General features: G+C 46.2%; 25 protein-coding genes and 1 pseudogene. 5 read left to right on the top strand and 21 right to left on the bottom strand.

Translation table 11 applies throughout. The features are described 5' to 3' along the window. Positions 1 to 51: 51 nt before the first annotated feature. The 14 genes from LSG31_RS17250 to LSG31_RS17185 form a co-directional block, all read right to left on the bottom strand. The gene (locus LSG31_RS17250) at positions 52 to 1,023 is read right to left on the bottom strand and encodes a hypothetical protein (RefSeq protein ID WP_347436287.1); all 972 of its coding nucleotides are present in this window, start codon (positions 1,021 to 1,023) and stop codon (positions 52 to 54) included. Further along, entirely contained in the window at positions 1,020 to 1,760 is a 741-nt protein-coding gene (locus tag LSG31_RS17245; RefSeq protein ID WP_347436286.1) for a glycerophosphodiester phosphodiesterase, read from the bottom strand. Before LSG31_RS17245 ends, LSG31_RS17250 begins: the two co-directional genes overlap by 4 nt. Before the next feature lie 16 nt (positions 1,761 to 1,776). Beyond that, a complete protein-coding gene (locus LSG31_RS17240; RefSeq protein WP_347436285.1) occupies positions 1,777 to 2,592 on the bottom strand; it encodes an inositol monophosphatase family protein in 816 nt (271 codons plus the stop codon). 22 nt (positions 2,593 to 2,614) lie between these two features. Then, positions 2,615 to 3,721, bottom strand: a complete 1,107-nt coding sequence (locus tag LSG31_RS17235; RefSeq protein ID WP_347436284.1) for an ABC transporter ATP-binding protein — start codon at positions 3,719 to 3,721, stop codon at positions 2,615 to 2,617. After that, positions 3,718 to 4,599 carry a carbohydrate ABC transporter permease gene (locus LSG31_RS17230; protein ID WP_347439551.1) on the bottom strand — a complete coding sequence of 294 codons (882 nt, stop codon included), beginning with the start codon at positions 4,597 to 4,599 and terminating at the stop codon, positions 3,718 to 3,720. Before LSG31_RS17230 ends, LSG31_RS17235 begins: the two co-directional genes overlap by 4 nt. A 45-nt stretch (positions 4,600 to 4,644) precedes the next feature. Further along, positions 4,645 to 5,541 carry a carbohydrate ABC transporter permease gene (locus LSG31_RS17225; protein ID WP_347436283.1) on the bottom strand — a complete coding sequence of 299 codons (897 nt, stop codon included), beginning with the start codon at positions 5,539 to 5,541 and terminating at the stop codon, positions 4,645 to 4,647. A 98-nt stretch (positions 5,542 to 5,639) separates the two neighbouring features. Further along, positions 5,640 to 7,025 carry a sugar ABC transporter substrate-binding protein gene (locus LSG31_RS17220; RefSeq protein WP_347436282.1) on the bottom strand — a complete coding sequence of 462 codons (1,386 nt, stop codon included), beginning with the start codon at positions 7,023 to 7,025 and terminating at the stop codon, positions 5,640 to 5,642. A 286-nt stretch (positions 7,026 to 7,311) separates the two neighbouring features. Beyond that, complete coding sequence (locus LSG31_RS17215) at positions 7,312 to 7,752, bottom strand: DMT family transporter (protein WP_347436281.1); 441 nt, start codon at positions 7,750 to 7,752, stop codon at positions 7,312 to 7,314. 63 nt (positions 7,753 to 7,815) lie between these two features. Next, complete coding sequence (locus tag LSG31_RS17210; RefSeq protein ID WP_347436280.1) at positions 7,816 to 8,823, bottom strand: LacI family DNA-binding transcriptional regulator; 1,008 nt, start codon at positions 8,821 to 8,823, stop codon at positions 7,816 to 7,818. A 245-nt stretch (positions 8,824 to 9,068) separates the two neighbouring features. Continuing rightward, positions 9,069 to 9,302 (bottom strand): hypothetical protein, encoded by a 234-nt coding sequence (locus tag LSG31_RS17205; protein WP_347436279.1) that lies wholly within the window; start codon positions 9,300 to 9,302, stop codon positions 9,069 to 9,071. Then, a complete protein-coding gene (locus LSG31_RS17200) occupies positions 9,302 to 10,492 on the bottom strand; it encodes a Ger(x)C family spore germination protein (RefSeq protein WP_347436278.1) in 1,191 nt (396 codons plus the stop codon). The genes LSG31_RS17205 and LSG31_RS17200 overlap by 1 nt, the downstream gene beginning before the upstream one ends. Then, positions 10,485 to 11,588 carry a GerAB/ArcD/ProY family transporter gene (locus tag LSG31_RS17195; protein WP_347436277.1) on the bottom strand — a complete coding sequence of 368 codons (1,104 nt, stop codon included), beginning with the start codon at positions 11,586 to 11,588 and terminating at the stop codon, positions 10,485 to 10,487. The genes LSG31_RS17200 and LSG31_RS17195 overlap by 8 nt, the downstream gene beginning before the upstream one ends. Continuing rightward, on the bottom strand, positions 11,588 to 13,285 hold the full coding sequence (locus tag LSG31_RS17190) for a spore germination protein (protein ID WP_347436276.1): 1,698 nt from the start codon (positions 13,283 to 13,285) through the stop codon (positions 11,588 to 11,590). Before LSG31_RS17190 ends, LSG31_RS17195 begins: the two co-directional genes overlap by 1 nt. A gap of 199 nt (positions 13,286 to 13,484) precedes the next feature. Continuing rightward, positions 13,485 to 14,699 carry an MATE family efflux transporter gene (locus tag LSG31_RS17185; protein WP_347436275.1) on the bottom strand — a complete coding sequence of 405 codons (1,215 nt, stop codon included), beginning with the start codon at positions 14,697 to 14,699 and terminating at the stop codon, positions 13,485 to 13,487. 92 nt (positions 14,700 to 14,791) lie between these two features. Here LSG31_RS17185 and LSG31_RS17180 point away from each other — a divergent pair, with 92 nt between their 5' ends. Both LSG31_RS17180 and LSG31_RS17175 read left to right on the top strand, forming a co-directional pair. After that, complete coding sequence (locus LSG31_RS17180; protein WP_347436274.1) at positions 14,792 to 15,331, top strand: helix-turn-helix domain-containing protein; 540 nt, start codon at positions 14,792 to 14,794, stop codon at positions 15,329 to 15,331. Further along, positions 15,285 to 16,040, top strand: a complete 756-nt coding sequence (locus LSG31_RS17175; RefSeq protein WP_347435439.1) for a transposase — start codon at positions 15,285 to 15,287, stop codon at positions 16,038 to 16,040. Before LSG31_RS17180 ends, LSG31_RS17175 begins: the two co-directional genes overlap by 47 nt. Before the next feature lie 3 nt (positions 16,041 to 16,043). Here LSG31_RS17175 and LSG31_RS17170 read toward each other — a convergent pair whose 3' ends face one another. Beyond that, a complete protein-coding gene (locus tag LSG31_RS17170; RefSeq protein ID WP_347436273.1) occupies positions 16,044 to 16,190 on the bottom strand; it encodes a hypothetical protein in 147 nt (48 codons plus the stop codon). Between the two features lie 472 nt (positions 16,191 to 16,662). On the opposite strand from LSG31_RS17170, the gene LSG31_RS17165 reads away from it, so the two are divergent. The 3 genes and pseudogenes from LSG31_RS17165 to LSG31_RS17155 form a co-directional block, all read left to right on the top strand. Then, the gene (locus LSG31_RS17165) at positions 16,663 to 16,809 is read left to right on the top strand and encodes a hypothetical protein (RefSeq protein ID WP_347436272.1); all 147 of its coding nucleotides are present in this window, start codon (positions 16,663 to 16,665) and stop codon (positions 16,807 to 16,809) included. Beyond that, a complete protein-coding gene (locus tag LSG31_RS17160; RefSeq protein ID WP_347436271.1) occupies positions 16,810 to 17,199 on the top strand; it encodes a type II toxin-antitoxin system death-on-curing family toxin in 390 nt (129 codons plus the stop codon). 169 nt (positions 17,200 to 17,368) lie between these two features. Then, positions 17,369 to 17,509 (top strand): annotated as a pseudogene (locus LSG31_RS17155) (EamA family transporter); the annotation flags it as partial. Between the two features lie 110 nt (positions 17,510 to 17,619). Here the strand turns inward: LSG31_RS17155 and LSG31_RS17150 are convergent. From LSG31_RS17150 to LSG31_RS17125, 6 genes are all read right to left on the bottom strand, one after another. After that, positions 17,620 to 18,408: a methyltransferase domain-containing protein gene (locus LSG31_RS17150; protein WP_347436270.1), complete on the bottom strand. Its 789-nt coding sequence runs from the start codon at positions 18,406 to 18,408 to the stop codon at positions 17,620 to 17,622. A 34-nt stretch (positions 18,409 to 18,442) separates the two neighbouring features. Then, positions 18,443 to 18,952 carry a GNAT family N-acetyltransferase gene (locus LSG31_RS17145; RefSeq protein WP_347436269.1) on the bottom strand — a complete coding sequence of 170 codons (510 nt, stop codon included), beginning with the start codon at positions 18,950 to 18,952 and terminating at the stop codon, positions 18,443 to 18,445. Positions 18,953 to 19,007: 55 nt separating this feature from the next. Continuing rightward, the gene (locus LSG31_RS17140; protein ID WP_347436268.1) at positions 19,008 to 20,591 is read right to left on the bottom strand and encodes a SagB family peptide dehydrogenase; all 1,584 of its coding nucleotides are present in this window, start codon (positions 20,589 to 20,591) and stop codon (positions 19,008 to 19,010) included. Between the two features lie 22 nt (positions 20,592 to 20,613). Then, a complete protein-coding gene (locus LSG31_RS17135) occupies positions 20,614 to 22,557 on the bottom strand; it encodes a TOMM precursor leader peptide-binding protein (RefSeq protein ID WP_347436267.1) in 1,944 nt (647 codons plus the stop codon). Next, positions 22,554 to 24,518, bottom strand: a complete 1,965-nt coding sequence (locus tag LSG31_RS17130) for a putative thiazole-containing bacteriocin maturation protein (protein WP_347436266.1) — start codon at positions 24,516 to 24,518, stop codon at positions 22,554 to 22,556. The genes LSG31_RS17135 and LSG31_RS17130 overlap by 4 nt, the downstream gene beginning before the upstream one ends. A 177-nt stretch (positions 24,519 to 24,695) precedes the next feature. Next, entirely contained in the window at positions 24,696 to 25,052 is a 357-nt protein-coding gene (locus LSG31_RS17125) for a hypothetical protein (RefSeq protein ID WP_347436265.1), read from the bottom strand. Between the last annotated feature and the right edge of the window lie 414 nt (positions 25,053 to 25,466).

The raw sequence follows: 25,466 nt of genomic DNA, 5'->3' as shown, positions 1-25,466 counted from the left end.
TATTCGTTTCGTATCGCCAAGTGTACTTACCGTATTTCCCGCAGGATTTTTCTAGCCTTTGTTTACAATCTGATACGATTCATGATTTCCTTTCGCCGTTCCTTTTTCATCCTGAATCGAGTCAAAGAAACGTTCCGGCCACTCCATTTTGGGATGAAAATTGTAGAGCAGGCACTGCGTAAACATGACAGCATTTACCCAGCGCGTTTTAAACATAAGAGGCTTTTTTTCCAGCAACTTCAGCGGATCTACTGTAATGGAGAAATCCACATATTCTTCCCACGTTCCCTCAAACCCTTGCGGCCAGAACCTTTTTAGAGGATGCTTCGGCACACGACCGCCCGCTTTAACATGTTCATAAGTGGTTTTCAACCACTCCATGATCGGAACTCCCGTTAAAGGCTCTTGCATTTCCTCCCAGCCTTTTAACAGTGAGCCGTGTTTTCCCCACTCGATCCGGATGACCGGTCGCTGATGATTTTCTCCGGCTTCCAGGACAGCCGCATCCGATTCAATCACGCGGCTATGAAAAAATGACATGACATTTGTCACAATTTCTGTTTCGGGATCGTACTTCACCCACATTTCTTCATGATCACAGGGTTCATAATCATCCGGAAAATCATAATCATCCTCCCAAAAGAAATGATAGCCAATTAAAGGTTCTGTCGGGTGATGAATGGCTACAAAATCTTTCAGTGGAAAGCATTCCTTTGGAATGACTCGCAGGATCGGGCAGAACTTTCGAATCCGTTCCGTTTCTTTTTCCGATAAAGGAACAAACGGATCTCTGCGCAAAACTTCATGATATTGTTCACCGGCTCGCCGCAGATTCCCATCCAAATGGTAATACTCTGCTTGCTGATTAATATACGGGATTGGATTCGGACTTGCCTTTTTTATGAACTCAAGTTGGGCGATCGCAAATTGATAATACTCTGAATTTGAAACCTTGCCATCCTTAACCAGTTTAATAAACTCATTCGCCCCATTATTATATTCAAACGTATAAATATCGATCATACCTTTTCACACTCCCATTTTCGCTTATCTCGCAACTGCATGAGTGTCCGCACATCATTGCTCGTAATCGAGTGCACTCCCATACCTAAAAATTTTTCCATCACCGGGGGATCATCAATCGTCCAGACCAAAACAGGCAAGCAGCGAAGCCCGGCATAATCCAGCAGTTCTTCCCGGCAAAAGGAATAGTTGATATTGATGCCGCAGCACGACGCGGCTATCGCATCCCTGCATGTTTCTTTTACAAATACGTGGTAATCATCCTCGCAATCTGCAAACAGGTTTGCACTTGCATTCAGCAACACTTGATAGGGGCGATACGTTTCCTTTAAGTAAGAAGCCCGTACTTTTTCACAGCCGCTAATCATCACATGGTCTCTCATCGAGAATGTTTCGACGGTTTCGATCATCGGTCCAATTGCGCGGTCCTCTTTTACATCAAGATTGATCATCCGGTTTTTTTCACGAATCAGCGGCAAAATATCCTCGAGCCGGATGATCTCTTTCCTTGATGTGAGTTTCTTCAATTCCTCAAAAGTCAAGTCCTGTACACTCCTGAATCCGGAAGGAGTAGAAACATGTTCATCATGCAGCAGGACAACTACCCGGTCTTTCGTCGTCCTGACATCCACTTCAATCAGATCCGCTCCGGCCCTCAGCCCTTCCCATACGGACGCAATGGAATTAGGCGGTGTATGCATGCAGCCACTGTGTGCTGTGATTAGAGACTGTCTCATGGTTACCACCGTTCTTTCAACGTGTAATGACAGCTAGGAATTCCTCATGGATTCGGCTGTTAGACGCAACCAGAGTGTTATCCCTAAGGCTATATGGCGCTCCATCACGATTGGTCACCTTGCCTCCCGCTTCTCGAACGATTACGATCCCGGCAGCCGCATCCCACGGGTGCAAACCGTCATGCCAAAAACCTGTCAATTGCCCGCTTGCCGTCCAGCAAAGATCAAGACTTGCAGCCCCCAAGAGGCGAAAACTGCGACAAGTCCCGGTAAGTGCATTCATTTGTTTTAATAACCGCGTGTCCGGTTTCCACTCAAGTGCTTGAAATCCGGTAGCCAGAAGAGCATCTTCCATACAATCCGCAGCACTTACTGTAATCTTTTCTCCATTTCGAAAGGCGCCTGCGTTTTTCCTTGCGTAAAAAAGCTCGTCTGTCACCGGGTTGTAAACGACGCCGACAATCGGCGCCCACTCCCGAACAATGCCAATCGAAACAGCAAAATGAGGAATCCCGTGAATAAAGTTGGTCGTCCCATCAATCGGATCAATGATCCATCCGCAACCTGGTCCTTTCTCCACAAAAGCCTGAAAAGAATCTGCCTGACCGTTGTCTTCTTCCGATAAAATCCAATGTTCCGGATATTCCCGATGAATGATTCTCCGTAAAAATTCTTCACTGTATCTATCGACTTCTGTCACAAGATCCGACCTGTTTTTTTTCATTTCAATAACTTGAATGCCATTCATCCGTTCACGAATCAGTTGCCCCGCATCCTTGGCATATCGAATGGCGGCTTCCAGAAGGCTGCTTTCTTCTTTTTCAAAATTCATATCTGTCTTCCCTTTCTAGTCTCTAAACGAAAATCCGATCTTTCTCACCAAGTTTTAATGATCTTCCTGTCAACGCGTCAAACAGTTGAACAGAATCCACTTGCGTACTGATCGTGACGTTCTCTCCATAACTTGCGGTAAAATGCGGGTTCGTCAAAACACGAACCATGGCATTTTCGATCTCGACGCTTACCAGTATGGAGTGGCCAAGCGGTTCCACAAACCGAACTATTCCTTGGAAGGAAAGATCTCCATCGGCCCCAACCTTTAAATCGTGCGGCCGGATTCCCAGGTAAACTCCCTGGTTTTCCCTCTCGAACAAAACATGCGTATTTTTGAATGGAATCGTCTTGTTTTGCATGCCAAAGTCAATCGTGTCTCCGTTGACCCGGATATTCCCCTGTAAGAAGTTCATCGGAGGTGTGCCGATAAACTGAGCGACAAAATAACTGTTTGGATTATTATAAAGCTCCATGGGAGAAGCATACTGAACCAATTCGCCATCTTTCATGAGCGCTATGCGATCAGCCATGGTCATGGCTTCTTCCTGATCATGTGTCACCATAATGGTCGTAATCCCGAGTTCTTTTTGCAGTTTGCGAATTTCTTCACGCATTTCAATTTTCAGCCTGGCATCGAGGTTGGAAAGCGGTTCATCCAGCAGCAAAAGGGAGGGTTTCTTGACGATGGCGCGCGCCAATGCCACCCGCTGCTGCTGTCCTCCAGACAGTTCGCTAGGCTTTCGGTCCAAAAAGCTGTCAAGCCGGACCATGGCCGCAGCTTGTTTCGCGCGTGTCAATCGTTCTGCTTTGGGAACCTTCATCTGCTTTAAAGGAAACGCGATATTTTCCAATACCGTCATATGGGGATACAACGCATAACTCTGAAACACCATGCCGATATTTCGCCTTTGCGGCTCAAGATCGCCGACCGAACGATTATCAAAAAGAATACTTCCGCCGGTAGGTTTGTAAATGCCGGCCAACATAAGCATTGTGGTCGACTTCCCACATCCGCTTGGTCCAAGCAAAGAGATAAATTCTCCATCGTTGATTTCGATATTCAAGTGATTTATGGCATTTGATTTTTTATCGAATGTTTTGCACAAATCCCGCAGTTCAATTTTCATACGCGTTTTCCTCCTCCGGCACTGACTTGCATGAGCGATTTCTGCGAAACAATAAAGAGAACCAAAACCGGAATCATATAAAACAGGGATACAGCACTTAACAGACCATAATTAATTTGATTCGGATCACTGATCAACTTTTGCAGATAAGTGGCTAAAGTCACGTTAGCATCGCTTAAAATAAATGAATACAAAAGCAGAAACTCAGACCAGCCGGATAAAAAGGAAAAAATACTGACGGCGGCAATCCCCGGTTTAATCAAAGGAATGACGATGGAATACCAAACTTTAAAGCGACTGCAGCCATCGATCATGCCGGCCCATTCGACATCCCATTGAACATCATCAAAAAAGCCTTTGATAATCCATGCAGTCATTGGAATCTGCAGCGCTGTTTTAACCAGTACAACTCCCCAGATCGAATCAAACAATCCCAAGAAATTCAAAATATAGAAGACAGCGATTAAAAGGGCTACACTTGGGAAAGCATGAAGCAGGAGCGTCATTTTCATAAGCCCTTTTCGACCGGGAAAATCCAACCGGGAAAGGGCATATCCGGCCATTACCCCGATGATGACTTCAAGCATGGTCAGCGAACCGGAAAACAACAAGGAATTCCAGGCAGCCAGCCAAATGCTCGGGTAAGTGGTTCCGGCCTGCTGCACATTGGACCATAAGAAGCTCCAGTTTTCCAACGAAATGTGAACAGGGATAAATCCATACTTCATTTGTTTTGCAAAAGAACTGAGCAAAAGCCAGAGATACATGAGAATGATCGGCAACGTAGCAACTCCCAGGATGCCATATGCGAGAATATGAGGGAGATTTTTTTTCCAAAGTAAAATTCTTTTGTCGGCACCTGCCGCGATTGTCCTCATCCTCGCCGCCCCTCTTTTGGTAAATTCCATTCCGTCATCTCCTTTTTACTCGATCCGGGAAGAACCCATCAGTTTATTCATTCCGAAGATTTTCCAAAGAATAGTCGTCATGACCAAGGCAATGCCGACCAGAATGAACGCCAAAGCCGAACCATATCCATATTGAAAGTTTTCAAATGCTTTATGATAGGAATACAATGCCAATACTTCACTGCTATACAATGGTCCGCCATTTGTTAAAAGCAAGATATAATCATAGGAAGTCAACAAAGATAACAATTGCCATAATGTAACGAACATCAGCGGCCAGCGAACAGCCGGGATGATAATATCCTGAATCATGGCCCAATGGAAAGCTCCGTCTACCCGCGCCGCCTGAATCAACTCGCCGGGGATCGATTTGATGGCAGACGAAAATATGATCATTCCATAAGAAGCACCTACAAGACCGTTTGCCAAAATAACCGCGGTCATCGGATTGCTTGCCAGCCATTTTTCGGGTGGTACATGCAAAAATGCCCGAAAACTGTTCAGCACACCGTACTGGCTGGGATCAAAAAACCATAGCCATAACAATACATAGACAACCGGCGGTGAAATCCGAGGCAACATCCACAATGTCCGAAATAGCAGACCGATGGATTCTTTTTGAATGAAGTATGTTGTCAAAATTCCCAGTATCAAGCCGAAGAACACATTGATGAGCAGCGTGAAGAAAACATAGAGACATGTGTTTTTTAAAATGACGCCCAGATTCGGATCGCTCACCAAATGCTTAAAATTTTCCAAACCATTAAAGGTCCACTGCATGGAGGAATCCATTCCGGTAAAAGCCAACACAGCAATCAAAATCACCGGCAGAAAAAAGAAAAGAAAAATAAGAATCATAAAGGGTCCGAGCATCAGGAAAGGAAACTTCCATTTTCGAATCAATGCTGGCACGAACGTTCCTCCTTTAAATCCTTGTACCCGGCTGTATGAGCCAGGTACAAGGTGTCGATTCAGCTACAAAGGGGCTTATTTCCGGCACATGTACTTTATTATTGAACGATTTCCAACTCATTGCCGAGATCATTTTTCAATTGAACTTCCAAGTCTTTCATAGCGGCATCCGGTGTTTGTTTACCAAGCTCCACCGCCTGAATGGCATTGAAGACATCTTTTGAATATTGCGGAAATTTGTCCAAATTCGGTATGAATGTCGTATAGTTTGTCATATAGGAAACGTTCCCTAATGTCACGTCTGCCTTGAATGCCGGATCTTCTGCCGCAGACTTGGTCACTGGCAGATGAAACGTCGTCAAATCATGTTTTACTTGATACTTAGGCGCAGCAACCAATTCCAACAACCGTTCCACCAAATCCGCATGCTTCGTTTGTGAAGATACGGTATACACAAACGGGTGCGACAATGTGACCGGTTTGCCGCCCTTTTCAGCCGCCGGAACCAACATCATTCCGAAATGTTGATTGACCCACTTGGCATCGACTTTTCCAAGCTTGTCATTGTAGTTGCCTTGACTCCAGTTGAACACATTCCAGATTCCGCCGTAATAAAACAGTGTCTTGCCATTTACAACGGTCTTGTGGATGCTTGTCCAATCCATCGATGTCAAATGGTCCGGAATTAATTTCTTTTGTGCAATTTCATAGAAATAATTGAGCTGTTTCGCTACAGCCGGTTTATCAAACACGATCTTATTTTGCGCCGGATCATAAAGCTTGCCGCCAAAATCATAAACAAATTCCGAAAAGTCAGGACCGTCGACCGGACGATGAACAATTCCGTACTGTGCCAATCCTTTCGATTGCGCTTCTTGCGCTAGCTTTGTCATATCATCAAGAGTAAATTGGCCCTTCTCTACCTTGACAGGGAGATCATTGATCTGCTGGTCCGTCCAACCCATTTTCTTTAAAATATCCTTATTATAGAAGACCGGACGTGCTTCCGTATCCTGTGGCGCTCCCCAGATCTTGCCTTTATATGTGACGGCGTTCCATAAAGTAGGGAAAACATCAGAGTAGGCTTTCGAATTCTTCAAGCTATCTAGCGGCAGAATATAATGTCCATCCGCCAACCAACCGATATTCTCATGTCCTGTCGCGTAAATATCAGGTGCTTTGTTGGCTTTAAATGCGAGCATAAACTGTTTCGCATAGTCATCCCAGCTACCTTGGAAATCATTTGTTTTCACTTTGACCTGTACGTTTTTTCCTTCAGCTTTCAATTCCTTATTCAATTCATCAGCCGCTTGCACCAGGTTGTCAACGCGAGTTTTTTCTTCCCCCGCTGTTTGGGCTACAATGGTAACAACTCCACTTGCATTGCCTGAAGGCACTGTTTTCGTGTCATTCCCCCCGCAACCGCTCACAATGCCCATTCCCAGTACGAGAGTCGCCAAAATACCTGCTGTTGATCGTTTCATTTTTGAACCTCTCCCTCTTTAACGTGTCGTTATTCTTAAATTGGGGGAACGTTCCCACATCATGAAGTGCCAATTTCAATTTAAGGGAACGTTCCCACATTTCTTGCCAAATGTATTTCTTGTTTCATTTCTACTGTTATCAATATAAATTTTAATTATTAAATCCATATTGATTAAATTTTAAGTTTCAGTAAACGTTAAATTTCCAAATACAGGGCTTCATCTTAGCATTTTTAACATATAGTAGTTTTTAACATATAGTAGTTTTTAACATACGGTAGGTGATTTAAGACGATTTGCTTAAGCAGTAAACTCCAAGCAGGATAATCAGAATGCTGGCGATCTTTTGAGGAGTGATCGGCATTCGCGGAACTCCCAACATCCCAAAATGATTAATGACGCTTGATGTCATGATTTGACCGAGAATAACCAAAACATAAACGGTAAGGGGACCGATGGATCCAATGGAAGACGATATGCCAAACATGATGCCTACTCCCAATATCCCTGCCAGAATCATCCAGGGAGAAAATAAGTTTGAAGACGATGGGGGCCAACCGTTTTTCAGAAGAATAACACTGCTGACAATGGCTTGGACGATAGAGACTCCGATGATCATCACATACTGTCCATTGATTTTCCCGATCCCTGCGTTGACCGTCCCTTGTACTGCACCCATTCCCCCTGCCAAAACAGCAAGCAAAACACTCATGATATACCCGTTCATTTATTTGTCTCCTCTAAGATGTCCGTTTCAAATACTCGGTTTTATAATTTCTATTTGCGCGATCTAAACACGCAAGGTGGATTTTCGAACAACCAGCTTGGGTTCTAGTTCAATCCAAACCGGATTCACAGTCTCACCTTTGATTAATCGATCGAGTGTTATGACTGCATCGTAACCCATTTTTTCTTTTTCCACATGGATGGACGTTAAAGGAGGAACGGACATGGCTGAATACTCCACATTGTCAAATCCCATAACAGCCATATCTTCAGGGACCCGTACACCTTTTTCCCAGAGTGATTGTATCGCGCCAAGCGCCAACATATCATTCGTTGCAAAAATGGCCAATGGCAGACGGGAACGTTCCCACATGATGTTTAATCCTTTAAAACCATCCTCGAATCTCGATGTCGGCGAAAAATAGACATGTTCCTTCAAAATATTTCCACCGAGTTCTTCGATTCTCCGGCGAAAACTCTGAAATCTAAGATAATGGCTTCTATGTTCCTGTGGCCCTGTAATGATACTGAATTGGCGATGCCCCAACTGAAATAAATGCTCTGCCGCAAGCCTGCCGCCTTTTTCATCATTATTCACAATCTGGATCACCTGATCATCCTCCACCGTACCATTTACCATGAGATACGGAATCTGAAAACTATGAATATAATCAATGACTTCTTTGCTGAGACGACTGATTAAAATCAACCCATCTACTCTTTTTTCCAGCATAAAATCAGCGGAACGACTGGACATTTCCTTATCGGTTGTAACAAATACAGAATAATCAAGGCTCTCGGCGGTCGTTAGAATCGAATCCAGGATCTTGCCGTAAAACGGATGTGATGCGATTGGATGATGCTGACGATATATAATCACCCCAATATTATGCGTACGTTGCGAGACCATGGCCCTTGCCAGCGCATTCGGCTTATAGTGCAGTTCTTGAATGGTATCCAACACTTTTTGCCGGGTCTCAAGACTTGTATAGCCATTCCCGGATATCACTCGGGAAACTGTAGACTTTGAAACTCCTGCCCGGTTGGCAATATCTTTAATCGTATAACTCAAATGTACCCTCCTCAATGTTACGAACACTTAAAAGTGAACCATCCCTTACTCGAAACACCTCACCATTTGAAAAGGAATGAAGGAAACTTTATTAAACATTACATAATATAACGGTATATTATTAAGAGATGTTTAAGGTTTTGTTAAAATACATCTGTGCACATTTAAAAAACACGCCATTTCCCCCAAATTACATTCTGTATCATGTTTCAGCAAAGAAAGCGCGAATGTCTTCGCGTGATCGATTAAACGGCTGATTTCATCAACCTCTTTCCCAATGGTTCGAAAAAATCGCGAACAAGCTGATTAGGGTCTGGCAATGGTATACCTAATGTTGACAGGATGCCGTAGACAACTCCAACAACCAGCAGCGCCCCAAACATCCCCATTTCATACCGGTCTTTTTTTCTCCACATGTTTGGCAAATCCAACAGACCAAGAATGATCAGGCAGAGGATCCAGGCAATGATCTTTCCCATCAGTGTTCGATCTCCCCTTCCATACGCGTTAAGGAAGGACCCGTCATCCCTACTCTGCGAACTTTTGCATTGACTACAACTGTAACAGGCATGCGGGCAAATTCCCGATCCCAATGTTTGACCCATGTGTTCCATTCTTGCGGATATGCATGATGTACACGGTCCCCGAATTTCACGATATCGGAATGATAGCGGTGTTGCAGAATGTCGAGTGATTCCTTGATTTCCCGTTGGATCTTGGCAGAAAATATACGCTCCACGAGCGCAATATTTTTGGGATTGCTCAAATCCAAATCCGTATTGTTTTCCAAAATATCATCCTCTGGGACAAATCGGATGTACATAGCTGGGTGTCCGTTTATTTTTTTAATGCCATAATCGCTTTGGACACGCAGCAAATTCATACTGATTTTACCTTTGTGCCCCGGTACGCCGATCGTGATCGTCGCTCTGTTGATTTGATTGCGCAGCCACAAGACCCCCCGTTCCTGATGTGCTGTAAGCGTTCCTACCATTTTTCCGCTGCGAAATACAGCCAATCCGTCCGCTTTGAATGATTTGGCTGCCCCTGTCGCAGGTGGGCCAAGCGTAATGATGGGCACAAACGCTTCAGAACCAGGAGTGGCCAATGTAACCATGAGTTCCTTGATGTCCATTTCAAAATTGGATTGTTCTCCATACAGAATCTTGCGCAACCCTTCCGCGGGCACCCGTTCGAAGGGATAGCCCATTTTCAAATAGTCCAGCGATTCGCCTTTTGTGACCACTACATTTGTGCGCAGACGGGTTTGCGGGTTGCGTGACATTTCATCGATTTGATCTTTAATTCCCTTGCGTGCCAGCGGTTCTCCGATCAGAAAAAGCCGGCGATGTGCCAAAAACAGCCGCCGGGACAATTTCTTTTGAATGTTTTGCATGGCGTCCTTCATGTCAACGCCAACTGCTGAAAGTACTGTATAGGGCGGACCCTGTGAAGTTGGCGGACCACCCGTTCCCCCTCCCATTCTGCCAGGTATGGCAATTTGTTTGCTGTAGCGGATTTTACCGCCTGGAGCGCTGTCGATGGATGCGGCCATGCTGATCGCCAGATCATTGACTTCCACGCGATCCCAGCAGCCTGCCAAACCAAACAGACTGCATCCAAGCAGGATGCCAAGCGCCAAATGACTTCCCCTTTTTTTCTTACACACTTTGATGCTCCTTTCGCATGCGAAACATTGCAAAACCGAGAATCAGGATTGGTGCAACCACTTCCAACAGAAATCCGTATGGAGGATAGGGAATTGAAAAATAATGAACCATATCCCCTTGGTTTACGAAAATATGTTCACTCATCGTAAATGCGATCACGCAGACGATGCTGACAAGCGGCCGGTAATCAGTAAATCTCAGCAATTGTGCCATTCCCAGCGAGATGACATAACAAAAGATGGCAAGCTTGCAAAACATCAGCATGATCCATGTTCCCATGACGATCGGATCCAATCGTTCAAAAAATTCGGCAATACTGATATAACGTGCCACTTCATACAGGCCATATTGCATGCGCGAGGCGATCACGTCCCCGAACACGCCGATCGTGTAAAAATTGCTGATCACAAGCAACACGATGATGGTTGCAACAGCCCATAATCCCGCCTTGGCAGTCCCTTGCCTGACACGAATAAACGGCAGCAAAAATCCGACCACGATAAGTTCTCCAAACCAGCCGCTCAATAAGAAACTGCTTTTTAACACAGGTAGGAACCCTTTTTCAAAGAGCGGGGTCAGATGGCTGATTTCCACATCCTTGGATGAAAAGAATAGAACACTTGCAACCATTTGAGTCAGTTCGATGACAACCACAAACTGCGTAAAACGGGAGATCACCTCAACCCCTTGGCGAACGACGTAAAAGACGACACTCAGCATCAAAACGGTAATGACTTCCGCCGGAGTGCGGCTCAGTGCAGCGGTGATAATAAAGTCCGTGCCTTCGCGGATCATCGCCGCAAAAAAACGCAATAACGCCCACAGCAAATAGGCCGCAAAGATTCCTCCCAGCCATTTTCCGAACAAGATTTGCAGATATTCTACCGGCGTTTGCTCCGGGAAATATTTGTTCAATCGGATCATCACCAGCATGACGAGCATGCCGACGAGTCCTGCGAGGATGGGAGCAAGCCAGGCATCCCTTCCCCCCAATCCCACGGATAAGCCTGGTATAAACAAAATGGTGGTGCCAATTACAATCATAATCGAAACCATATAAAACTGTATGCTTGAAATTCGGCCTTTTTCCAGCATCAGGATCCTCCCCGCCGTTTTGGAACATTCTGCTGCGGCGGACGAGGCTTCTGACCTTTTGGAACGCGCACACTGTTTTGATAGCCGAATAACCGCGGACGCCAATTCATGGAATACCATGGTGCTCGCAGCAATGTATCTTTTAACCCCTTTATGGAAAATGGTGCAAGTGGCGCGGCATAGGGCACGCCCACTGACCGCAGAGCGCAAATATGTCCGATAATCGCGATCAAGCCGATGACAATTCCGTACAATCCAAACGTTCCAGCCAAGATCATAAGCGGAAACCGTAGTATGCGAATGCCCAAGGCAAATTCATAGCGCGGTATCGTAAAGTTGGCGATGCCGGTCACGGAGACGATAATCACCATTGGCGATGACACAATCCCCGCTTGCACGGCTGCTTGCCCGATCACCAGTGCCCCGACAATACTGACCGCTTGCCCGACCGCTTTTGGCAATCGCACGCCTGCCTCACGTAACGCCTCAAATGTGATCTCCATGATGAACGCCTCCACCAGAGCCGGAAAAGGGGATGCTTCACGGGCGGCTGCCAAACTTAGCAACAGATTGGTCGGAAGCATTTCTTGATGAAATGTTGTAATAGCAATATACATAGACGGCAACAAGAGCGCCATGAGTGTGAAAATGTAACGGATCCAGCGAATGATGGTAGCCGCCAAAAATCTCTGGTAATAATCCTCATTTGCCTGCAGGGATCCCCAAATATTCACAGGTGCAATCAAAGTAAATGGGCTCCCGTCAATCAATATGACACAACGTCCTTCCAACAGACATGCCGTCACCGTATCCGGACGTTCCGTTGACTGGATTTGCGGAAATGGCGATAGCGGCTGATCTTCGATAAATTCCACGATATAGCCGCTGTCGATGACACCGTCGATGTCGATTCTTTCTAGACGCGTTCTCAACTCATCGACTACAGAATCTGTGACGATTCCTTCGATGTAGGCAAGGGCCACATCCGTTTTGGTCACACGCCCTACTTTCAGGCTTTCGATTTTAAAATCAACGGTTCGAATGCGCCGTCGCAACAGGGCGGTATTTGTGCGGATGCTTTCCACAAACCCCTCCCGCGGGCCTCGTACAACCGCTTCTGTCGACGGCTCCTCCGGGGCGCGATGTTCCCATTTCTTTGCACTGATCGCGATCGCTTGATCATATCCATTGAAAAACACGACAGTATCCCCTGTAAGCACATGATCGATCGCTTCCGACATCGTCTTCATGATTTTGGATTGTCCCATGGGAATGAAACGCATCATAAGCTCTTCCGCCGTATATGGCGGCTGCTGATCCATTTGTGCCGCCACGCCGGGACTAAGCATCAGCGATTTTAACACATTGTCATCAAAATGACTGGTGTCGGCAAGGCCATCCACTTTCAACAGCAGCATGTTCGGCCCGTTGATAATCTGAATTTCATGCAAAATGATATCCGAGCATTTGGAAAACAACTCCGTCAAATATGTCTTATTGCGGGCCACATCAGTATGGATCTGTATGTTCTTGGGCTCGGACTTTTTATCCAGGTTCTTTGCACACGTTGCCTGATGCGCTTGTTGATGTTGCTGCATATTTATTTCCTTAGCGTCCTGTTTTTGTTCTTGATATGATTTGGTGCCAAGCAATCCGGAGTTAAGCCTGCTTTTTTTTATGGGGAACGGCTTGCGCATACCCACATTCCTTCCTGTAATAAACTTGCTGCAACATGCTGGATTGATTGTTCATACACTACATTTCCCTAATCATCCAACTTTATCCTTATTTTTCAGAAACCATTTAAGTCAATTCGTATGATCGGGTAAGGATGCCAAGCGCTGCAAGCTTTATTTTTAAGCCACTCTCATTTGATTGGAGTGGCTTTTGAAAACATTATTTAAGCTTCAGTGAAACAACCCAGTTTTTTCTTTTTCTATACCAATAAAATAATCCTGCGCGCAACGCATTGTCAAAAGCAATGCTCACCCACACGGCAGGCAATCCAAACCCGAGTCGCCATGCAAATATATAGACTCCGAGTGTCCGTATAACCCATATGCCAATCGTTGTGACAAGCATCGGATATTGACTGTTTCCACCTGCCTGAATGGCAGCTGTATCCACTAAAACAGCCGCAAGAAAAGGTTGTGAAAAAGTATCGATAGCCAAAATAACGGTAAGCAAATGAATGACATTTTGATTCTGTGTAAAAAACAAGCCGATCCACGGACTAAGCAGACAAAGCAACGCTGTCACTATTGTCATGGCGATGGCAGACTGTATGTAACTCCATCGTCTGTACAAACGCACTTCAGATGCGTCCCCGCTGCCAATCGCCTGCCCGATCGTGGCAGTTGCTGCAGTTGCAAATCCATTGCCGATTGTAAATGCAAACGTAGTGAGTGTTCCTGCAATGTTATGTGTTGCATACACTTCGACACCCATACGCACGATCAATCCGAAATATATTACCTGGCCAAGCCGCATAGATAATCGTTCAACAGCAGCAGGGATCGCAAAGCGGATCATTCGCATGAATAACTTCCTGCGAAGCTTGACATCCTCCATGTTCAGATGCAGCGCACAAACTTTGCGAGACTTGTACCATAGACGGATCCATGCGTAGATTCTTGCAAGCACCATTGCCCAAGCTGCACCATACAAGCCGTAACCTTTGAACGGGCCAATGCCGAAAATCAAGACATAGTCGAACACAACATGAATCAGATTCATTTCAAGACCGATTCGCAAAGGTGTCTTGGTATCTCCTATAGCGCGGAATGCAGCAGATTGTGCCGTAAATACAGCGATAAGTGGCGAAATTCCCAACACTACCCGAAAATAAGGCAATGCGGTCTCTTCCAAAGACCCGTAAGCCCCCATGATATGTAAAAGCGGTTTTGCAAAAATAACCGAGAGCATTCCTGTGAATGCACCGGATACCAATGCGATAAGTAACCCATGCCAAATGGACGATTTACCCTTTGCCAGTTCCTTTGCTCCTGCTGCGCGTGCCAGAAAAACGGATATTGCCGCCGAAATGGCCAGAAATACACCTGTATACGTCATGCTATAAATATTTGTGACTCCTACGGCATCGATCGCCAAAAGACCTAGTGTAAAATGGCTGAATTATCCAATGACTATGAATCTATGATATACTGTGAAGCAAAAGATTCATAGAATGGGACGGATATATTTTGCATAAACAAACCGCAATTAAAATCGTACTGAGCGAACGGCAACGAAAAGTGCTGGAGAAGATGGCCAAAGGAACCCACACACCGCTGCATTTCATCGAGCGAGCCAAGATCATTTTACTTTCGGCACAAGAGGTCAACAATTGCGAACTGGCTCGACGTCTCAGCCTCAGTGTCGATACCGTAAAGCGGTGGAGGAAGCGCTGGTCAACTTTTGCGGTGGAACTGGAACAAGTCGAAACCCATCGCCCTCATGCGCTGAAAGCGAAAATTGAAGCGGCCTTAACCGACGAACAACGATCGGGTAGACCGTCTGCGTTTACAGCCGAGGAAGTCGCCCATATCCTGACCTTAGCCTGCCAGACACCCGAAAGCTTGGAACTGCCGTTTAGTCATTGGACACCCGGATTGCTTGCCCGCGAAGCGGTAAAACGTGGCATCGTTTCCTCGATTTCGACGCGTCAGGTCGGGCGTTTTTTAAAACGAAGCGGACTTGAAACCCCATCAAGTGAAAGGATGGCTCAATCCGAAGATCGATGATCCCGAGTTGTACCATCAACAAGTGAAACAGGTGTGTGACGCTTATCATGAGGCATCGGAACTCGCTGAACAAGGAGTACACGTTTTATGCACGGATGAAAAAACGGGTATTCAGGCGTTAGAACGCGCACAGGCCACGAAACCGATGAAACCGGGGCAAGTGGAGCGCGTCGAGCAGGAATACATCCGGCATGGCACGACCAGTCTTACCGCTTCACGCGATGTCGTCACGGGCCAGTTGATCGCTCCGATGATTCAGGCGACACGTAATGAAGCCGACTTTGTGGAGCATATCCGCCAAGTGGTCCGCCATGATCCAACAGCACCTTACCTGCTCGTGATGGATCAATTGAACACGCATAAGTCCGAGTCTCTGGTTCGTTTCGTAGCTGCGGAGTGCGGCATACCGGAAGAAGCACTTGGTGAAAAGGGCAAGTCCGGCGTTCTGAAAACGATGGAATCCCGCGCCGCGTTTCTTACCGATCCTAGCCATCGTATTCGCGTGATCTACACGCCTAAACATTCTTCTTGGCTCAACCAAATTGAATGTTGGTTTAGCATACTCTCACGCCGTCTTCTGAATAAACGCGCCAGCTTTGTGTCAGTCGAAGATTTAGAGCAGCGTATTGCCGCATTTATTGATTACTATAACGAACATTTGGCCAAACCCTTTCGTTGGACTTATGCTGGTAAGCTTCTGAAAATGTAATTATTATAACGCGTTACTTACGCCATTACGCACTAGTTTTGCAATAAAAAAGGAATCTACTACGCCTAACAAGTTTTGCAGATATGCCTCAGCAATCGCAGGCAAAGCAATCTCCATCACTCGTTTTGCCGGTCTTGGCAGTCCAGTCATTCAAAATCCTTCTTTCCTTAAAACAAACACGAATTTTTTCCCAACATAATCATTCAATTCGTTGCACATCAGAACATATTACTCATTTTATACCTTGTTTTTCCAAGAAGTGTATGCTATAATTTTAATTCCATTTATCAAACTTCGAAACCCGTGATGTGCGAAATAGTTTTTTTATCGTCAACCTCCTTCCATTTCTCATATTTTATAACAAATATGAGCTGGAATCTAAAAGAAGTTAATAATACGGAGCCGTACAAACAACCTCCCTTCTTCCTAAAATCTTGTCCAAGCGAGTACATGCAAGAAGTAAAGAATTCCAATGACTTGGGCAATTATGAAGATTAGAAATATTTACTAATCTATGAATCCGATATATAATCATATAAACAATAGATTTCGCATACTATCTCATACAAAGTTTAAATCGTTGAATCTTTGGCGAATCTGCTTTATAGGAGGTAATTGCGGAATGAAGGAAAAGAGGGATGACATGGCAATTAACAAAGCACAGCCAACTCCAAAGAGAATTCCGGTTAGTAACGCACAAGCATTGGCAGCAGCAAAGCGTGTTATGGATCGTCACAAAAAATCGTTTGAAAAGTTGGCGAAGAACTAGATGTACATTGAGCTTACAAGAGAACAGATCGTTGAAATTCATGATATGTATCTCAATGAATTTGGCGGATTATCGGGTGAAAAAGAACCAGGGTTGATTAGTTTCATGGCCGAAAAACCGTTTACAGAATATTTCGGTGAGGAACAATACCCTGGTTTATTTATGAAGGCTGCCGTTTATTTAGAAGGATTTGCCACGAAACAATTATTCAATGATGGAAATAAAAGAACAGCTCTTGCCTGCGCACTTATTTACCTGGAATTGAATGGTTATTACATAACAGAACAATATGAATTAGAGCTTTATGAATACACCATATATGTAGCTGAAAATAAACCTCTTTTAGAAGAAATTGCAAGTTGGCTTAAAGCAAGATCAATGCCCTATTAAAAATAACTTCCAAATGATATCATCTTTCCCCAACCTCCATTATGTCTCATTTCTTTCATTTGCCACCCACTCCCTGAATACATGTGCAGCTTACGTAGCCGCTTAAAAATGAATCCAGCAAATACAATAATGATCGTTCGCGGGTTGACACACCATACCCAGCAAGGGTATGGTGGACTACGGTTTTCCCGCTTTGCTGATCATATTTCTTGTATTCGTCTGGGGAGTGAATTGGCCTTTGTCCAAAATCGCACTCTCTTACACTCCCCCAATTCTGTTCGCAGGCATGAGAACACTGTTGGGCGGACTTGATGAAGCTCGTCGAGCAACCAAACAGACAATGGAAAAGATGCATGAATAGAGGCGGCAACTTCGTTTGGAAGCACGCCACTATTGATTTTTGAGAAGATCAGGAGAGGCTTATCCTTTTCGACCCGTGACGATCGTAAATGTCCCGTAGCAAAAAAATGTGCCTTTGGAGTTTCGCTGTTCGAGTTCGCTGTTGATCGCTGCCGCTTCCACTGCCGTCACGATGCCGCCGTCAATCAGTTTCTCAATGGCGTCGTGCCAACGGAGAACATATTGAACAAGCGAAAAATCAGTTGTGGAAGATGCATGTACCTCATACGTAACATTCTGTACGTTCGCTTTCTTGAACAGGCCATACAGTTCACGTCCGGAGTAACCGTTGCGAAGCAACTCCGGACGGTGCCGGCGAATCTTCCATTCGATTTCCTTGTGTACTGTATCAACGGTGAAACTTGAGTGGTCTGTATCGAGTACAACAATCCACCCTCCCGGTTTGGTCACACGAATCATTTCATAAAGCACCTTTTCCGGGTCGGCCAGATGCTGAAATGTACATTCGCTGCGCACCCCGTCGAATCCGTCAGAATCGAAGGGGAGGCTGGAAGCATCTGCCTGCTGGTGGTGTACCCATGCTTCCATCCCTTGACGCTTTGCGCTTTCATGTGCAGCAACGATCATTTCCGGATCCAAATCGATGCCAAATACCTTGCCGGATGGACCAATCAATATGCCGAGCGCTACGGTATCGATTCCCGGTCCACATCCAACATCCAATACGGTTTGCCCGGTTTGCACTCGCATGAGCTCATATGTGCGAGATTTGAAAAATCCAAATCCGGACGCCACAGTTTGTAGGTACTCAGTGTCAACGCAACCGTGATATTCTTTGGAATGAGACATAAAATCCCCCCGATCTCCCTTTGTCTCGTACTGCCTATACTTTTGAAAGGATGCCATTTGGACGCAGTCTGGCTAAAAAGACTACATCGACATACTTCCCTGCATGTATCATGGCGCCTTTTTTTCTTCCCTCGACAACAAATCCGAACCGTTCATACAAGGATTGTGCCCGTGGATTTGTTGCAAGTACCTCAAGTTCAACCCTCTCCAGCAAAAGCCAGTGATCAGCCAAGTCGAGTATCTTGTTTAAAAGTGCAGTACCTATGCCTTTGCCATGGTGCTTTCCGTCAACCCCGATGAAAAGATAGCCGATGTGATTCTTTCGTCCATGTTCCTGGTTCAGACCCACATACCCAACTACGGTTCCGTCGAGTTCCGCAACAAATTCATGCTCATTCGGTCCTAAATTGTTCAGTAAAGCTGTCATTTGTTCTACCCGCAGACTTGGCAGGCAAAACATATTTGGGTAAACAGTGTCTTGTATACTGATTCGATGGATAGAAGAGGCATCGATTGTTTGTACTGGACGAACCACAAGATCCATATAAAATAGCCCCCTCTCCTTCAAGCATTGCCTCTCTTGTTTTCAAGACTCCCACTTAGCTACGTAAACTTCCTTCCAATTTACACGGAGGTCGATGGGAACCGATGGGGAGTTGGACGAGGCTTGTTTGCGCTTGGGGAGCCATCCCAAAGATTTTGTTCGCTGTGTTCACATCAAATCCAAGGATTACATGGCTCCCTAAACCTATGGCACATGCAATAAGCGATAACCGCTGTGTGAGCATGCCAGCTTCCATTTGTTGGATGCGATATCCTCTGTATCCCATCGTGGGTATAAGATGATTCTGATCCCCAGCCACATGTAGGCAGATAGGAACTTGAAACAGATTTACATTATAGAGATACCCTAGCTGCAACGAGAGCCGATGATCCCCAGAACGTATGAGCCTTAACGCATGTACAGCGCTGTCATATTGATAAGCGCCATCTGGAATTCCCTCAATTCCATACAAATTGACAAATAATGAGACTCGCGGCTTTGGATTCTTTTGTGTTCCATCCAAATCATTTTGATACGAAAAGGAAGCCGTTGCTTCATGCAACAACATTGCCAGTTGTGTTAAATCAACTTTTCTCAAAACAAAATCGAGTCCTGGTGAATACCGTTTCATAGAGGCTGCTGACAGGTCATATTTTAGTCGTTTCACATCGGGCAGAGGTATTAATCGCCCTGAATAGTTAACACCTCTACAATCATCCATTTGCCGAAACGATCGCACGGATTCCAACATGGAAGCTTCGTTCATCTTGATTAACATTGGATATTCCTTCATCCTCTGTGATCGGACATAGTGATGATGATGAACAGCGGTCAACTCCTGACACAATTCAGCTGCTGAGATGGTGGTACCTTCTTTGCCATCTCCTGTAATAAACCAAACATTAAAAGGTTCTTGTGAGAGTGGAATGACCGCATATACGCTTTCTTCCAGTTCGGATATTCCAAGCAAATGGTTGATGGCCCGATCCAGAAACTGAAAGTATACACCTGTTGTAAAGTTAAACTGTTTTGCCACTTCCAACAATTGACCAATCAAAACTCCCGCATCCAGCCCTTGTAAGCGATAAGCAAAGTTATGATATTTAAAGAAATTTTTCCAAAACATCGTCGATACAAAGACTGCGCCAAAACAAGCAGCCATATCACATTGATTGCCAAGAGCCTGTATAAGATAGGAGTCAAATTGACCTTCTCGCAGTAACACTAAGCGATGGTGTGCCACATCATAATGGTAGACTCCGGTAGGCAAGTCTTTAATTTTTAGATACACGTACAACTCATTCGGATATAGTCCACCTCCAGCTGGAACGAATCTCCGGTGAAACTGCCTCTGTATTGGTCCTTGTTCCTTTCCAGCAAAAGCAAATTCTGACTGTGCGAATTGTGTGAGCCCGAATGCGTACCATAGAAAATGTCCAATTCCGAGAAGATTAGGCTGCGTGGAACATGTTCCTGCTGTAAGCGTCAGTGGTACTTCCGAAGACAATGGAACCACAGGTAAGCCACGATAAAGTTTATAGGGAAGTGGTGCATCTTCCCAATCTACCTCCCAGCCTTCTGGATGAATCATCCTATCAATGTCAAAGTGCAGATCGTGCAGAAATGCCTCTAAGTTCATACTTCTACCTCCCAGCCACGACTTATGGAAACGGATGTGGATGTGGATTGAGTTGTTCAGGCGTAAGTGGTTGTGGTGTATATCCGAGTTCCATAGGTATATTCAAAACCCTCTCCAGCCCCTCCAAGCGAGTCAGATGATGCCCGAACGTCATCGGCAACATTCCCGGTATCAGCACTTTTACGCAATGCAGCCTGTTTCTTTTCATCTCCGGCGTCGTCTGGTCCACAACGATTACATCGAGGTTCAAGCTACGAAACACTTGCAGAATGTCCTTTAGATCATCCGTTAAATCCGCATGCTTCCACTGCTGTTTGAATTCCTCTGCAAATGTTCGCAGCGGGCGATCGTCATTCAGCAAAAATTGCAGACGCTCTTCCGCTTGCGGCAAACTGTACAACATCGAATGATCATCCATCTGTTTCACCTCGAACGGATCGTAGAACATTCGTACATACTTCTCTCGATTTGCCTCAAATTTTTTATTAAACGTCAGGAGCATACCGGCTAACTCATGAATCGCGCCTTTCACTGCCCGCACCGGATCTACATGCGCTCCGGCTGCACAGATAAGATTCACTCCTTGTTTCCTCCTGTTTTTTGCCAAAACCCAAACGCTGGGTATCCCGTTTTCCATCGTTGCGTTAAACATATATAGCTCAAAACTCGTTACCGCCCGCAAATGGTCGATCATTAACCGCAATTCCCGGTCTTTCGCCGAATACGGATCGAGGCGCGGAAGGGGCAGTTGCGCATACCATGTCATCAGGAATGAATCGCGCTCCACCACTTCCAAAATGCCGTGAAAAATAGCCTCCTCCAAACTTCCGCCCAAAGCGCATCCGTTGGAAGTTTCATAAACAAACCCCTCTCCGCAGCCCAAGCTGTAATAGGCAAGCAGCTCCGGAACCAGGATCGGACGCTCTTGCATAAATGAATAGCCCCATACCCAATGGATTTGGCGATCCGGGTCAAACGATTGAAATGGAAAATCAGGACGTGCATACTGTTCCTGCGCGTGCACTCCCACTGCAAGGGGATTCAATGCTTGATCGCCCAAATTGCGGAAACTATCATATACCACCGTCCGTTTGCCTTGGGCAGCCAGACCCCCGTGCCGTTCAATCCCCTCTAAAATGGCAGTCAGCTCGCTTTCCGCAAACGAAAGAGTGCGGCCTGCCGTCGCCTCGTCCCCGATGGTCAGCGGCAAATTCATGCCTACGGTGGCAAACGGAGACTCCAAATCATACACTTTCCCATTCAAAAATCCAGTCCGGTTATCCAGATAATCTTTGACCAGAACTTCCTTCAGGTCATTCATCGGACGGCAACGATACACGTCCGTTCGGAACTTCGGGTTTGGTTGCAGCGAAATCTGCGCCGCATTCGCTGAGTCGTCCGGCAGCCGCCCGCAAACGGGACACGTCGGATCGGGCAGAAAGAAGTGTCGTGAGCCCTTCAGCATCTTCAGGTTAAGCAAAAACACACGCTCTTCCAAATGTGCCTTGCTGCCTTGTAATATTCTTTGCGCCTCCGCCGCAAGCAGGTGAGCCATCTGCAAAAGCCCCGTGCGCGAAGCCCAAACATCCCGCGGAATTCCTTCGTCTGCCGCTATTTGCCGCTGGATCTCCCACATCTCCTTGCGGTCACGTCTTGCCATCAGAAGCCGCATGTCTGCACACTGTGAACATCCTTGCACACCTGGGCGAACCAGCGGGCCGATCACGCCTTCCCCAAATGAGACGAATCCGCGCAGCCAAGGGACGCCAGCCGCCTGTAACACCTCTTCCGCTTTCAGATGTACAGAGGGTTGCCAAGTATCGTGCAGCACCATGGCCAAATCCAGGATCTCCGGGACTCCTGTCGTAAAATCGATTTGACGGATGACCGTATATTTGCTGGATAGTTTTTCACACACGTAATCCATCAATATCCCTTCTCCGACAATCAACACGACGGCGCTCACCGGGATTCCTCCTCCCGCAACAACACGCCAAACACACCTGCAAGTTCCTCTTTCAAAAACGGCTCGAACGCCAGGTCCAACACCAAGAGCTTCTTGCGATTCCGTTTCAAGATTTCCAAGGCAGACCGCACTACCTCGGATTGTTCCACCTTTTCACATGAGGAGATGACAAGAGATTGCGAAGTCGATTCTTCCAGATGTACGGACGAAACTTCATGCGCTTGTGTCGTGAGGCAAGCCGTTTTGTTTTGTGCCGCAAGCACTGCTTGTTGCAACGCATGTTGCAACGCCATCGTCAGATTCAATCCGGCATTGCAGTGCCAGCGGCCACTCATACCGATCCATACTGCAGGAAATCCGCAAATTTCCTGTCCTAAGCCGATTGTCGGAGCTCCTTGCAGCGTGTTCAATGCCTGCAAATAAAACTGGCAACGTTCATCCTCTACTGTACCTAACTGTACAGGACAGACCGTATACGGCTGAGCTGCCTGTTGCCGACTGAGTTCCTCGTCCAAACACCTTTGCAATCCGCGGCAGATGCCTTCTGCAACGGTTTCGCCTGCTCCAACGCCGATGCATTCCTCCGGCTTTACCGTAATGCCGGCAATTCCTTTCTGTGAGGAAAGAGCCGAAACAAGCGGAACGAGCATTCTCGATACATATGCTTCAATCCCGGCCAGCCCCGCCTCCCGTCGCGCTTCCTTGTGCGTCAGACCTGTACAGACAACGTCCGGCAACAGTTCGGCCGGTCCTTCTGTCAGCGGATCGACTGCCTGAACTCTACACTGGGCTAACGGAAGCTGCTGCAATTCCCCTTCTCCCCAAATATGAAAAATACCCGTTTCCGCAGATGTCAATTTGCTAAAGTAAGAAAGCAATTCGAGTGACTCATGGCTGCCGCATTTCCGTTCGAGTTGCGACTCGAAATCTTGCACACATTGGACTGACATCCGACCGGTTACCAGTGGATGAGGCAGGAACCAATTCCAGTTTCCTTCCAGCGTCTCGAGATTCAACAGGAAGAATTTGTTCTTCAAATCGGATTCGGTCACTCCCGTAACCTTTTTTAACAATTCAAACACGATCACATTTGCCAGCATTGCTCCGGCTGTGGAAGAAAACGTGTGCAACTGCGGGTCTTTGCAAAGTGCGGATTTGTGCAAGCGGCGCCACGCCGATTCAAAGCACCCCTCAGAGTCCGAATCCACCAAAGGACCTGCTATCCCTACGTGATGTACACACATGGCGGGGATCAACCGCTTTTTCTCCTCCCGGCATATTGCATGCAAAATTTGCAGTTCCCCGACATCGTGTTGCTGTGACACATACAAAATCCAATCGAATGGTTGCACAATTTCCCGCCAAGAATTCACCCCTTCTTTACGATGAGTGACCTCCTCTACCATCACTTCGGAATCTGCTTTACGGGCGTGTGCCACCAGTTCCGCCATCCGCTTCCGATCGGTCGGTGCTGAGTCCGTGACCAACACGTGGAACCTGGGGATTCCGGATTCGAGCAAAGCGGTGACCAACGAGAGAAAAAACGGGCCAGCGCCGATCGCCAATACTTTGGCCTGGCGATAGGACTGAAACCGGTATGCGCCTGATCCGCTGAAATTGTCCAGAAATTCGATTTGGGCAGCATACCTTTCGAGAATCTGATCTGGCAATTGATGGGGATGGTCTTGGCTCACATCCCGGACAAAGCCGTTTTTGTGCAATATTTCTGCAATTTCAAAGATCTGATCCCGGTATTCATCGTCTAATCCGTCTGTCAAATCTTCCAACGATAGTTCCCCGTCAAACATCGGCATCAGTTGTTCAATCCACTGATAAATCGTTCTGCCTTCCATACGAAATGAGCTTTCGTTGTTCCGAAAATACACACCGCCGTTTGGATCGGGGATAAAAAACGTGTCCCCTTTGGCTTTTAGGCGCATAGAAGGATTCACACTTGTCATTTTGCTCCTCCTCGTGAGTTGTTTCCTAATTCTAATTCATCATTCTGATTACTATATGTATCGCTAGTTGTCCATAGTGTCTGAAAAGCCCCCGCACAAACCATTCATTGTTCATGCGGGGGCTCTCTTTTTCCTTTAGGCAGCTAAGTGTACGGTATGAAAGTAACGTCTATCGCCCTATTCCCGTGTACCTGGTGTTCTGAAGCACCGGAAGCATCTGGGGCCACCTGCGCCGCCGCATGTGCCGCCACATCCACCGCATGTGCCGCCACACGTGCCGCCGCCACCACCACCGCCGCCGCCGCATGTGCCACCGCAAAAACCACATGTGCCGCCGCATGTGCCGCCGCCACCGCCACCGCCACCGCCGCATGTGCCGCCGCAAAAGCCGCATGTGCCACCGCATGTGCCGCCAACCGTATCGAACATGGTATGCTCGGAAAGCTTCGGCTGATCTACCTTGAAATCGTCAACTTTCAATTTTCGGAGTTCTTTTTTGAAATCATCCATTTTTACCAATTTGAAATCTTTCATTTTACATCCTCCAGCTTGTTCTTATTGTAAAAACACTCACAATTTCATCGCTGATTCAAAATTCCCATTGCATTCCAATTTGAATGAACAGCATAACCCGATCATAAATACAAACGTCTATTGACACTATCCACTCAAGTTTTTCTTTCTTATTTACGCATAATCCGCTTTTATTTCATATACAGGAACCATTTAACAGACTTGACCATAAGCAGGAACGAGCAAGAAGAACAAAACAAAAATGATCAAGAACACTACTGCCCAGCGTGTGTAACCTCCAAATGCTCCGTACATCAAACCCCCTCCTTTCTCACCGAATGATGCAATTTATGTAAAACAATTGAATATTGAAACGGCTTATGCGGGGTGAACGTACCATTTAAAAAGAAATTGTGCAGTCATCCCTGTATTTTG

The organism is Fodinisporobacter ferrooxydans (genome assembly GCF_022818495.1).
Classification (GTDB): Bacteria; Bacillota; Bacilli; order Tumebacillales; family MYW30-H2; genus Fodinisporobacter; species Fodinisporobacter ferrooxydans.
This window is presented reverse-complemented; position numbering and strand designations above follow the sequence as displayed.

Bases quoted from the DNA above. Each gene is read 5' to 3' on its own strand.
- LSG31_RS17215 (WP_347436281.1), bottom strand. From the start codon at position 7,752: ATGAACGGGTATATCATGAGTGTTTTGCTTGCTGTTTTGGCAGGGGGA.
- LSG31_RS17195 (WP_347436277.1), bottom strand. From the start codon at position 11,588: ATGCTGGAAAAAGGCCGAATTTCAAGCATACAGTTTTATATGGTTTCG.
- LSG31_RS17170 (WP_347436273.1), bottom strand. From the start codon at position 16,190: ATGACTGGACTGCCAAGACCGGCAAAACGAGTGATGGAGATTGCTTTG.
- LSG31_RS17205 (WP_347436279.1), bottom strand. From the start codon at position 9,302: ATGGGAAAGATCATTGCCTGGATCCTCTGCCTGATCATTCTTGGTCTG.
- LSG31_RS17165 (WP_347436272.1), top strand. From the start codon at position 16,663: ATGAAGGAAAAGAGGGATGACATGGCAATTAACAAAGCACAGCCAACT.
- LSG31_RS17145 (WP_347436269.1), bottom strand. From the start codon at position 18,952: ATGGATCTTGTGGTTCGTCCAGTACAAACAATCGATGCCTCTTCTATC.
- LSG31_RS17125 (WP_347436265.1), bottom strand. From the start codon at position 25,052: ATGAAAGATTTCAAATTGGTAAAAATGGATGATTTCAAAAAAGAACTC.
- LSG31_RS17220 (WP_347436282.1), bottom strand. From the start codon at position 7,025: ATGAAACGATCAACAGCAGGTATTTTGGCGACTCTCGTACTGGGAATG.
- LSG31_RS17245 (WP_347436286.1), bottom strand. From the start codon at position 1,760: ATGAGACAGTCTCTAATCACAGCACACAGTGGCTGCATGCATACACCG.
- LSG31_RS17240 (WP_347436285.1), bottom strand. From the start codon at position 2,592: ATGAATTTTGAAAAAGAAGAAAGCAGCCTTCTGGAAGCCGCCATTCGA.
- LSG31_RS17130 (WP_347436266.1), bottom strand. From the start codon at position 24,518: ATGACAAGTGTGAATCCTTCTATGCGCCTAAAAGCCAAAGGGGACACG.
- LSG31_RS17235 (WP_347436284.1), bottom strand. From the start codon at position 3,721: ATGAAAATTGAACTGCGGGATTTGTGCAAAACATTCGATAAAAAATCA.
- LSG31_RS17140 (WP_347436268.1), bottom strand. From the start codon at position 20,591: ATGAACTTAGAGGCATTTCTGCACGATCTGCACTTTGACATTGATAGG.
- LSG31_RS17190 (WP_347436276.1), bottom strand. From the start codon at position 13,285: ATGCGCAAGCCGTTCCCCATAAAAAAAAGCAGGCTTAACTCCGGATTG.
- LSG31_RS17160 (WP_347436271.1), top strand. From the start codon at position 16,810: ATGTACATTGAGCTTACAAGAGAACAGATCGTTGAAATTCATGATATG.
- LSG31_RS17250 (WP_347436287.1), bottom strand. From the start codon at position 1,023: ATGATCGATATTTATACGTTTGAATATAATAATGGGGCGAATGAGTTT.
- LSG31_RS17150 (WP_347436270.1), bottom strand. From the start codon at position 18,408: ATGTCTCATTCCAAAGAATATCACGGTTGCGTTGACACTGAGTACCTA.
- LSG31_RS17230 (WP_347439551.1), bottom strand. From the start codon at position 4,599: ATGAGGACAATCGCGGCAGGTGCCGACAAAAGAATTTTACTTTGGAAA.